This is a genomic window from Ruminococcus sp. CAG:330 (genome assembly GCF_000437175.1).
Classification (GTDB): Bacteria; Bacillota; Clostridia; order Oscillospirales; family Ruminococcaceae; genus Ruminococcus_C.
This window is the reverse complement of sequence record NZ_FR897966.1, coordinates 1-10,123: the sequence shown is the minus strand read 5'-3', so window position 1 is coordinate 10,123 and position 10,123 is coordinate 1. Positions and strand designations below refer to the sequence as shown.

Genomic DNA, 10,123 nt, shown 5'->3' with positions numbered 1-10,123 from the left:
CGACCTACCGTTTTATTTTATCCTATCGTTTTTTTGTTGTTTCAGAAATGCAAACAGCCTGCCAGGAAAACGCTCCCCAGCAGGCTATTTTTGCTTGGTAAAGCCGAAAAAATCACGCATTTTCGGCGTTTTTCCAAAAAGAAAGCACTGCACAATTGTATCATTTGTGCAGTGCGGTTATGGTTGGAGTAGCTGGATTTGAACCAGCGGAATGACGGAGTCAAAGTCCGTTGCCTTACCACTTGGCTATACCCCAATTTCGACAGTGCTAACATTATATCATAATCTGCCGAAATTGTCAAGTATTTTTTCCGCCAATTCAATTTTTTTCATTTTGCGTATCGAACATGCTGCTCTGCGGAAACTTCAGGATGATCTCCGTTCCCTTTTCCAGCTCGCTGTGCAGCGTGATCTCCGCATGGTGCAGCACAGCGCCGTGCTTTACAATGGACAGCCCCAGACCAGTTCCCCCGACCGCCTTGGAATGACTCTTATCCACCCGATAGAACCGTTCAAAGACACGGGACTGCTGAGCATCCGGAATCCCGATGCCTGTATCCCGCACAGAAACCGAAACAGTTTGTTTCTCCGCTGTCACAGAGACCCACACACGGCCGCCGGCACGGTTATACTTCACCGCATTGTCGCACAGGTTATACACCATCTCATGAAGCACACGGCGCACGCCGTACACCACGCCATGTGTCCCGTGCACCGCCAGCAAAATGCTGTTTTGCTGTGCCACAGACTGCAAGCTGTCCACCACATCCCGTGCCAGCTCCAGCATATCCACCTGTTCCCGCTCCAGCGGCACTTCGTTCTCGTCCAGCTGAGAAAGACGGATGATGTCTCCGATCAGCGTAATCAGCCGCTGGGATTCGTCGTAGACCTTTCCGGCAAAGTGGGGAATATCCTCCTGCCGGACAATGCCGTTTTTCATGATCTCCGCAATGCCGGAAATGGAGGTCAGCGGCGTTTTCAGCTCGTGGGAGACATTGGCAGTAAACTCTCGCCGGTACTTTTCCTGCTCCTCACGCTCTGTCACATCCAGTACCAGAATCACTGCGCCCAAAAGATCCTCGGTGTCCTCCGGATCAGAGACAGCGTTGGCAATGACCTGATAGATACGCTCGCCCATCTGAAGTCGCTGCTGGGTGTGTCTGCCCTTCCATGCGTTTTCCACCGCCTCCCGAAATTCCTGGCTCCGATTCACAGCAAGCACGTTTTTCACGGCTGCCGGATTGGAGATGCCAAAAATCCGCACGGCACTCTTGTTATAGGAGAGCAGCTGATAGTTGCGGTCAACCACCAGAAGTCCCTCGCTCATGTTCTCGGTAATCATAGAGAACTCCTGCTGCTGCTTGCGAATCTCCGCCATTTGTGCGTCGATCTCCTGATTCTGCATGGCGATGCGCTGCAGGAACGGCGAAAGCTCCTCATAGGTGTCCACCTGCTCCGGATGCTTTAGGTCGATCTCGCTCAGCGGACGCACGATTTTCTTGGAAACACGATAGGAAAGAACGCCTGCGAGAGCGCATGCTGCCAGAAAGATAAAGAGTACCGGCGACAGCAGTCCGCCGATGAGAAACCACACAGAACTCTGCGCCGTGGCAAGACGCATCACAGAGCCATCCGGCATCTTCTTGGCATAATAGATAGTGTGTTCCGACAGTGTGGAGGAACGGCGAATGCTTATGCCGGACTCCGCCGTCAGCGCCTCCTGTACTTCCTGCCGGTTGCGGTGATTTTCCATCTTGGCAGCGTCATAACAGTTGTCATACAGCACTGTGCCATCCGCTGCGATCCATGTCACACGAACCTCAGTTTTTTTCAAGTCCTTGAAATAGTCCATGCCGTCCTCTTCTGCGCCCTGCATGACAAAGGTCGCCATGGACTGCATCTGATTCAGCTGCATCTGTTCGAAGTGCTGGTACAGCACACCGGTAATCAGCAGAAAGCTGAGCAGCAGCATAGTGATAACCACGGTAATGGTCGATTGGAAGATCTTCTTGGTCATACGCTGCCATCTCCCAGCCGATAGCCGATACCCCGCACGGTTTCGATGTATGCACCGCAATCCCCCAGCTTCTGACGCAGATGGCGCACGTGAACATCCACAGTACGGCTTTCTCCGTCAAAGGAATAGCCCCAGATGCGGTTCAGGAGCTGGTCACGGGTAAAGACGACGCCCTGATTTTCCAGCAGCAGACAGAGCAGCTCGAACTCCTTGAGTGTCAGGCTGATCTGTGTTCCGCCGGCGGAGATGAGATGCCGCTTCGGGTTGACCTGAAGGTCGCCGAACTGGAGAATCTTCTCCCCATCTGCCTTTTCCGAACGGCGCAGCACCGCCTTGATGCGTGCCATCAGCGCCATCATGCCAAAGGGCTTTGTCACATAGTCGTCTGCACCGCAGTCCAGTCCGATGACCTGATCGTACTCCGTACCCTTTGCGGTGAGCATAATCACCGGCAGATGTTTTGTTGCCGTGTTGCTCCGAATCTTTTTCAGGACTTCCAGACCGTCCTCCTCCGGCAGCATGATGTCCAGCAAAACCAGATCCGGCTCCTGCTCTGCCATCGCCGTCCAGAACGCAGAGGGCACTGCAAACCCCTGTGCCTCCATTCCGGTGCTGTGCAGGGTATAGATCACCAGTTCCCGAATGCTGTCGTCGTCTTCTACCAAATAAATCATATTGTGTTGCCTTTCTTTTAAGACACAGAAAAGGAACACCGGTGAGAGAGTTCCTTTTCAATGGCGGTATTCAGAACCTGTTCCGGAATGTCAGAGCCTGTTCCAATGATTTACGCGCTTTACATATGCTTTCCGGTGACAGAATAAATCACCCATTCTGAAACGTTTACGGCATGATCCCCGATGCGCTCCAGATACTTTGCGATCATCAGCAGATCCAACGCCTGTTCGCTGGCGTTCTGATCGGTATGGATCAGTTTCACCAGCTCCCGACGCACTTTCAGGAAGAGCTCGTCTACCACGTCATCTTCCTCTGTCACACGCTTTGCCAGCTGTACATCCTGCTTCACGTAGGAATCCACGCTGTCCGTCACCATGTGAATGGCTGCTTTCGCCATCTCCTTGATGTGCACCTTGCCGGAAAAGCCCTGAAACGAGCCGGACTTGGTGATATCGGCGATATCAAACGCCTGATCTCCGATGCGCTCCAGATCGGCAATCATACGCAGCGCCGAGGACACCACCCGAAGATCGGTGGCAACCGGCTGCTGCATGAGCAGAAGGCGCATGCACTGGCGCTCGATATCCCGTTCCATCTGGTCGATCTCCAGTTCGGTGTCTGTCACCTTCTTGGCAATTGTCCTGTCGTCCTCCAGCAGACTCTGAATGGCAGCGGAAATTGCATCCTCGCAAAGTGCGCCCATCTGAATCATGTTGGTATTGAGGGTTTCCAGCTGTGCGGTGTAGTACTCTCTCATTATCCGAACCTCCCCGAAATATAGTCCTCGGTACGTTTATCCTGCGGATTAGAAAACAGCTTTTCTGTTTCGGAATATTCTACGACCTCGCCCAGCAAAAAGAACGCTGTACGATCGGAGACACGAGTTGCCTGTTGCATGTTGTGCGTCACGATAATTATAGTATACTCCTTTTTGAGGGAAATGACAAGGTCTTCTACCTTAGAAGTTGAGATTGGATCCAGTGCGCTGGTCGGCTCATCCATCAGAAGCACCTCCGGATGTACGGCAAGAGCACGTGCGATGCAAAGACGCTGCTGCTGTCCGCCGGACATTCCCAGCGCACTCTTGTTCAGGCGATCCTTTACCTCATCCCAGATGGCGGCATCCCGCAGGGACTTTTCCACGATCTCATCCAGCTTCACCTTGGAGCGGATACCGTGGGTACGGGGGCCATAGGCAATGTTGTCATAGATGCTCATGGGGAACGGATTTGCCTTCTGGAACACCATGCCCACCCGTTTCCGCAGCAGGTTGATGTCGATGTCCCCGTAGATGTCCTGCCCATCCAGCCGGATATCACCGGTGATGCGGCAGCCCTCTACCAGATCATTCATGCGGTTGAGGGATTTCAGCAACGTGGATTTTCCGCATCCGGACGGCCCGATAAAGGCACTCACCTGATTGGCGGGAAGATCCAGATTGATATTTTTCAGCGCATGGAAACTGCCATAGTACAGATCCATGTTGTGGATTTCAAATTTCTCCATGGTTTCACTGGGTGCGCAGCCGTCTGCCGCTGCACCGCACTCCTTCCTGTTATTTGGTCAGTTTCTTTGCGATCCAGCCGGACAGCGCATTGATGACAATGACCATCACCAGCAGGACAACCGCTGTGGCGTATGCCGGTCCCATATACTGTCCCTCACAGAGCAGCTGGTACATATGCACAGCAAGGGTACGGCAGGAGCGGAACGGCCCTGTACATACTGTGGTAGCAGTGCCGGCGGTGTACATCAGTGCGGCAGTTTCGCCCACAATGCGTCCCACTGCCAGAATGATTCCGGCGAGGATTCCCGGCATTGCGCTGGGCAGAATGATGCGGAAGATCGTCCGCAAACGTCCTGCGCCAAGTCCGAAGCTGCCCTCCCGGAAAGAGTCCGGCACGCTGAGCAGTGCCTCTTCCGTGGTACGCATAATCAACGGCAGCACCATCAGTGCCAGTGTGATGGCACCTCCCAGCAGCGAGAAACCGAAGTTGCATGCCACCACGAACATCAGGAAGCCGAACAAACCGAAGACAATGGAGGGAATGCCCTGCAATGTTTCCGTTGTCATGCGGATGACCTTGACCAGCTTGTTGCCGCGCTTGGCGTACTCCACCAGATAGATGGCGGAAAATACACCGATGGGCACGGCGATAATCAGGGTTACCACTGTCATCAGCAGCGTGTTGATGATGGCAGGCATCATGGAGCTGTTCTCCGTGGTATATTTCCACGCAAAGAGGGAGAGATGCATGTTCGGGATGCCTTTGTACAGGATGTATGCAATCAGACACAGCAGTACACCCACAGTAATGACTGCTGCCAGAAGTGTCAGCGCCAACAGCAGCAGGGAGAGAGGCTGATGCCGGTACTCCGCCAGCTTTTGTTTCATAGTGCGGTGATTGATGCCCATTTCTTTTGTCTTTGTCATGACTGCTCCTTCCGTTTTACCAGCGAGAAGCAAACATTGATCAGCAGGATAAAGACGAACAGAACCACACCCGTTGCAATCAATGCATCACGGTGCAGACCCTCTGCATAGCCCATTTCCATGACAATATTTGCCGTCATCGTCCGCACGCCGGCGAACAGGCTCTTGGGCAATACCGGCTGGTTTCCGGCGATCATGACAACTGCCATGGTCTCGCCAATGGCTCTGCCGATGCCCAGAATGATGCCTGCCATAATGCCCGACTTTGCTGCCGGAAGCGTGGCAAAATAGACGCTTCTCTCATGGGTTGCTCCCAGTGCTAGCGAGCCCTCATAATAGCTCTGAGGCACGGCACGGAGGGAGGATTCCGAGATCTCGATGATGGTGGGGAGAATCATAATGCCCAGCAGGATGCCGGCGGTCAGTACGTTTTTTCCCGTTCCCACCAGCTGCTGCATGATCGGTACGATCACGACCAGCCCGAAAAAGCCATAGACAATGGAGGGAATGCCTGCCAGCAGAGAGATCGCCGGCTTCAGAATCTTATAGAGTTTTCTCGGACAGAACTTTGCCATAAATACGGCGCAGAACAATCCAATCGGCACGCCGACCAGAATGGCGATTCCTGTGACATAGATGCTGCCGATGATCATGGGGAAGATCCCGTATTGTCCTTCCGTCGGTTTCCATGTCATACCGCCCAGAAATTTCAGCGGCCCGATCTCAACGATTGCCGGAAACCCGTTTGCGAACAGAAAGATGCAAATCAGTGCAACGGCAACGATGGAGATACATGCAGCGATCAGGAACACAACCTGCATGATTTTTTCACGATATTTTTTCATGTACGTCGTCCTCTCGACAAGCGTTTCATTTATTTGTTCAGTTCATCCCAGCTTGTAACTTCACCCACATAGATCTGGCGAATCTGGTCCAGTGTCAGGTCTTCAATGGTGTTTTCCTTGTTGACGATGACTGCAATGCCGTCCATTGCAATGACAGTTGCCTCCACGCCCTGCGAAGTTTCGCTGTCCTTCAGCTCTCTGGATGCCATACCGATGTCACAGATGCCCTGTACGGCAGAGGTAACGCCGGTGGTAGAGTCGCTCTGCTGTACGTCTACAGTCACATTGGTGTTGATCTTTTCGTATGCTTCTTTCAGCTTGGTCATGACCGGTGTTACAGAGGAAGAACCTGCAACAGTTACCTTACCGCTGACATCGGCTGCCTCATACGTGCCGGAGCTAACCGGAATGTAGTCCGCATCTTCGACCACTGCCTGACCGTCATCACTCATGATAAAGTTGATGAAGTCCTGTGCAGCATCGCTGATACCGTCGGTCTTGGTGACGATGTTAAACGGACGGGAAATGGAATAGCTGCTGTTGGAGACGTTCTCCGGTGTTGCCTCTACGCCGTCCACCTTGACTGCCTTTACGGAGTCATCCAGCGAACCCATGGAAACATAGCCGATGGCTGCGGAGTTGCCGGCAACGGTGGTCAGCATAACGGCGGTGCTGTTGGTAACCTCTGCGCTGGAAACAGTGTTGTCCTTGTCGTCTGCGACGATACCGCACAGCTCAGTGAATGCGCCTCTGGTACCGGAACCGTCTTCACGGGTGATGACGCTGATCGCACCATTTGCGCCGCCTGCGCCACAACCAGTCATAGCACTTGCCAGCATGCCCAGTGCTGCGATACCTGCGATCATCTGAATCCTCTTTTTCATTTTACAAAACTCCGTTTCTTTCCCGATGCGGGAAATCCTGAGCGTTTTTTCACGCTCTCACACAATTTATTTCCTCTGTTCCAATGAACAATCTCATTATACCAGCTGCCTGTAAAATCCATCACCTTGCTTATGTTAAATCTAGTTTAAATGTTAAATCTGGAAAAATACGAATTTACAAAGCGAAAAGTCCACGCAATTGCGTCTGTTTTTTCTCGTCTCGTACTTTTCAATCTGTTAACACAGGAAAGTGTCTGTTCCTCATTCTCCCCTGTTTTTACAAACGCTTGCATTTTCGGGGGAAGTGTGATATACTGAGAGCAAATCGAAAAGGAGGAATTCCATCATGAATTTTACAGGACTCGCAAAGAAACGCTGCTCGATCCGTTCCTATCAGGACAAAGCCATCGAGCCGGAAAAGCTTCAGGCAATTCTGGAGGCAGGACGCCTCGCACCCACAGGCAAGAATCACCAGCCTCAGCGTCTGCTGGTTGTCCAGTCTGCGGAAGGACTGGAAAAGGTCGCAAAAGCAATGCACAATGCCAATGCCTACACTGCCAAGACCGTTATCATCGCCTGCGCCGATGTGGATGACTGCTGGATTCGCAGCTTCGACGGACACCGCATTGAGGAGATCGATCTCTCCATTGTCACTACTTATATGATGATGGAGGCAACAGAACAGGGACTCGGCTCTCTTTGGGTGGAGCGTTTTGATCCGGAAATCGTGCGGGAGGAATTCCACCTGCCGGAGAACTATGTGCCGGTTTCCATGCTGTGTCTGGGTTATGCCAATCCAGAGGCAGTCAAGTCGCCGGAGCGCTATGACACGGAGCGCAAACCGCTGGCAGAAACCGTATTCTACGAGAGCTTCTAATCATGTCACAAGTTGCAACCGATCTTGCCGGAAAACACTGCACCATCTTTTCCGCAGATGCGCCGGCATGTGTGCTCATCCAGCCAACCGGCGCACACGAGCTTGCCGGTCTTGCGGAAGAGGCAGCGCAGATTCAGCAGCATGCGCCGTGTGACGTGACGCTGGTGTCCTTTCCGGTAACGGACTGGAACCGTGAGCTGTCCCCGTGGAGCGCAAGACAGGCGTTCGGCAGCGAACCTTTCGGCGGAAACGCCGGAGAAACGCTGCGGTGGATTCTGGAGGAACTGCTGCCGGCGCTCGCTCTGCCGAAAACCATGCCGTGTGTGCTGGGCGGTTATTCTCTGGCGGGATTATTTAGCCTCTGGGCAGCCTACCAGACGAATGCCTTTCGGGCAGTGGCTGCCTGCTCCCCCTCCGTGTGGTTCGATGACTGGGACACCTACATCGCAGCGCATGAGCCAAAGACTTCCCACGTCTACCTCAGCCTTGGCAACAAGGAACACAAGACCAGAAATCCGCTGCTGCGCACCGGAAAAGCACGAATCCTAGCACAGGCAGAACGCCTGACGCAGTGCGGGGTAAATACCACGCTGGAGTGGAACTCCGGCAATCACTTTCAGGACAATGCTGCCCGCACTGCCAAGGGATTTCTGTGGTGCGCAGAGCAGCTTGCCGGACAGGAGAAGCCGTATGCTTGAAATTTATCATCCGCCCCATGTGGCACGAGAAGAAGCAGCACGCAAAATGCTGTGGCGTGTGCTGCTCTCTTTTGCAGCACTTGCCATTGCCATGATTCCGTTTTTCTTTCAGCTTACAAAGGATTCTGAACAAAATCGAGATGCCGTATACAAAACTACCTCTACGGAAACAGAACTGTGTCTGATTTTGGTGCTGGCAGTGGCTTTGGCGGTGATCTTCTACCTCTCTGTCACAGGGATTCGGCTCTCCGGAAAAATTCGGGCGCAGTTCAAGGAATGGGCATTCTATCGAGGAACACTCTACCATATCTCCGCAAGGATTCCCGGTGCCGGCGCTCAGAATCGTGTTTCCAGTGTCATTGCCAGACAGGAACAGCTGCTGTCTGTACTGCATCAGCCGGACACACTGGCAAAACTTCTGGATGGCACGCTTTCCGTGAATGGTATCCGCATCACGCCGGTAACAGAAGTCACAAACATCCGGAAAACAAAGCACACTGTACACGTACTTTTTCACGGCAAGCACGCAAAGATTTCCAAGGAGATCTCGAATTATGATTCTCTCATGAAACATCTGCGCTCGCTGTATATCAGTAGGTGCTAAATGAAAAACGCCATCGGAAAACCATCCGATGGCGTTTTTTTGAGCGCTTGCTATTTTGAACTGGGGCGGTGTATCATGCGGCAGAGCGCCGGAATCCCGTACATGCCCGTCCAGATCAGTGCCATCAGTACGGGCAGCCCAATGCGGTAGTTGCCGAACTCCCGCCCGAACCAGATCAAAGGCGAACCGCTGGTCGGCCACGACAGAAAGAAAAAGTTTGTGTGAAACCGGTGGTTCACCCACACAATGGGAATACACGCTGCTGCCACCATAGTGAAGCAAAAGGGCAGCCGTTTCCAATCGGGACGAAGTGTCCCACGTGCCAGAAAAATCACCGGCACTGCCACCAGAAGCCCGTGAATCACAAAGCTATGGATGCTGAAAAAGTTCCAGAGGGGCAGCGGAAACCAGTTGGGAAACAGCAGTGCCAGACACGCCCCCGGCAGGGAAAGACTGTATAGCAATTCCAACAGCAGCGGATGCGGTTTCCAGACAGCAGCAAACTCCAGAAAGACGGAGAGTCCGCACAAATCCAGCGGCAGATACGCCGCCCGAAACTGTCCCGTTGATAGAAGAACTGCTACCTTGAGCACCTCCAGCCCCAGCATTCCCCAGCCGATTCCCTGTAACAATCGGTGGCAGGTATCCTCACAAATGCGGCGGCAGACCCACGCCAGCAGAACAATTCCGGCGCAAATCCCAAGGAGCCAGCAGAGATGCGTTCTATCATACAGCGAAAATCCCAGATCATCCGGAATCCGTTCCAATGTCAGCCAAAAATAAGACATGCTCCCACCACCTTTTCTCTGCTCTCAGTATACGCCATTTCCGAAAAAAATGCAAGTCTATCCGCAAAACCCGACAAAAAAGCTGCCCCAAACGGGACAGCTCTTTTCATTTGGTCAGGATTCCAGCAGCCCTGCTGCCCGCAAATTCGCAAGCAGTGTGTTGAATTGCTCCACCACATCGACTGTACCAACGGAATCGTTCACCGCAGCTGCCGGTGTAATGGTTGCAGCTGCGCCTGTGGCACCGGTTGCACCTGTAGGACCTGTTGCGCCGACTGCACCATCTGCACCAGGTCCTACA

11 protein-coding genes, 1 tRNA gene and 1 pseudogene are annotated in these 10,123 nt (G+C 53.0%); 3 read left to right on the top strand and 10 right to left on the bottom strand.

Going from position 1 to position 10,123, the window contains the following annotated elements; translation table 11 throughout:
• Positions 1 to 180: 180 nt before the first annotated feature.
• The 8 genes from QZL66_RS00075 to QZL66_RS00040 form a co-directional block, all read right to left on the bottom strand.
• Positions 181 to 256, bottom strand: a tRNA-Gln gene (locus QZL66_RS00075).
• A gap of 63 nt (positions 257 to 319) precedes the next feature.
• Entirely contained in the window at positions 320 to 2,017 is a 1,698-nt protein-coding gene (locus QZL66_RS00070; protein ID WP_022409746.1) for a sensor histidine kinase, read from the bottom strand.
• On the bottom strand, positions 2,014 to 2,691 hold the full coding sequence (locus QZL66_RS00065) for a winged helix-turn-helix domain-containing protein (protein ID WP_022409745.1): 678 nt from the start codon (positions 2,689 to 2,691) through the stop codon (positions 2,014 to 2,016). Before QZL66_RS00065 ends, QZL66_RS00070 begins: the two co-directional genes overlap by 4 nt.
• A 119-nt stretch (positions 2,692 to 2,810) precedes the next feature.
• Entirely contained in the window at positions 2,811 to 3,449 is a 639-nt protein-coding gene (gene phoU, locus QZL66_RS00060; protein WP_022409744.1) for a phosphate signaling complex protein PhoU, read from the bottom strand.
• Positions 3,449 to 4,198: a phosphate ABC transporter ATP-binding protein PstB gene (pstB, locus tag QZL66_RS00055; RefSeq protein WP_022409743.1), complete on the bottom strand. Its 750-nt coding sequence runs from the start codon at positions 4,196 to 4,198 to the stop codon at positions 3,449 to 3,451. The genes phoU and pstB overlap by 1 nt, the downstream gene beginning before the upstream one ends.
• A 49-nt stretch (positions 4,199 to 4,247) precedes the next feature.
• Complete coding sequence (gene pstA / locus QZL66_RS00050) at positions 4,248 to 5,126, bottom strand: phosphate ABC transporter permease PstA (protein ID WP_022409742.1); 879 nt, start codon at positions 5,124 to 5,126, stop codon at positions 4,248 to 4,250.
• Complete coding sequence (gene pstC, locus QZL66_RS00045) at positions 5,123 to 5,971, bottom strand: phosphate ABC transporter permease subunit PstC (protein ID WP_022409741.1); 849 nt, start codon at positions 5,969 to 5,971, stop codon at positions 5,123 to 5,125. Before pstC ends, pstA begins: the two co-directional genes overlap by 4 nt.
• A gap of 29 nt (positions 5,972 to 6,000) precedes the next feature.
• Positions 6,001 to 6,855, bottom strand: a complete 855-nt coding sequence (locus QZL66_RS00040; protein WP_022409740.1) for a substrate-binding domain-containing protein — start codon at positions 6,853 to 6,855, stop codon at positions 6,001 to 6,003.
• Positions 6,856 to 7,201: 346 nt separating this feature from the next.
• Here QZL66_RS00040 and QZL66_RS00035 point away from each other — a divergent pair, with 346 nt between their 5' ends.
• From QZL66_RS00035 to QZL66_RS00025, 3 genes are read left to right on the top strand one after another with little or no spacing between them, the layout of a single operon-like run.
• The gene (locus QZL66_RS00035) at positions 7,202 to 7,732 is read left to right on the top strand and encodes a nitroreductase family protein (protein WP_022409739.1); all 531 of its coding nucleotides are present in this window, start codon (positions 7,202 to 7,204) and stop codon (positions 7,730 to 7,732) included.
• A 2-nt stretch (positions 7,733 to 7,734) separates the two neighbouring features.
• Positions 7,735 to 8,430: an alpha/beta hydrolase-fold protein gene (locus tag QZL66_RS00030; RefSeq protein ID WP_022409738.1), complete on the top strand. Its 696-nt coding sequence runs from the start codon at positions 7,735 to 7,737 to the stop codon at positions 8,428 to 8,430.
• The gene (locus QZL66_RS00025; RefSeq protein ID WP_022409737.1) at positions 8,423 to 9,034 is read left to right on the top strand and encodes a hypothetical protein; all 612 of its coding nucleotides are present in this window, start codon (positions 8,423 to 8,425) and stop codon (positions 9,032 to 9,034) included. The genes QZL66_RS00030 and QZL66_RS00025 overlap by 8 nt, the downstream gene beginning before the upstream one ends.
• A 50-nt stretch (positions 9,035 to 9,084) precedes the next feature.
• Here the strand turns inward: QZL66_RS00025 and QZL66_RS00020 are convergent, their stop codons facing one another.
• Together QZL66_RS00020 and QZL66_RS00015 are read right to left on the bottom strand one after the other, a co-directional pair.
• Complete coding sequence (locus tag QZL66_RS00020; RefSeq protein WP_022409736.1) at positions 9,085 to 9,822, bottom strand: YwaF family protein; 738 nt, start codon at positions 9,820 to 9,822, stop codon at positions 9,085 to 9,087.
• Between the two features lie 114 nt (positions 9,823 to 9,936).
• Positions 9,937 to 10,123, bottom strand: a pseudogene (locus tag QZL66_RS00015) (collagen-like protein); the annotation flags it as partial.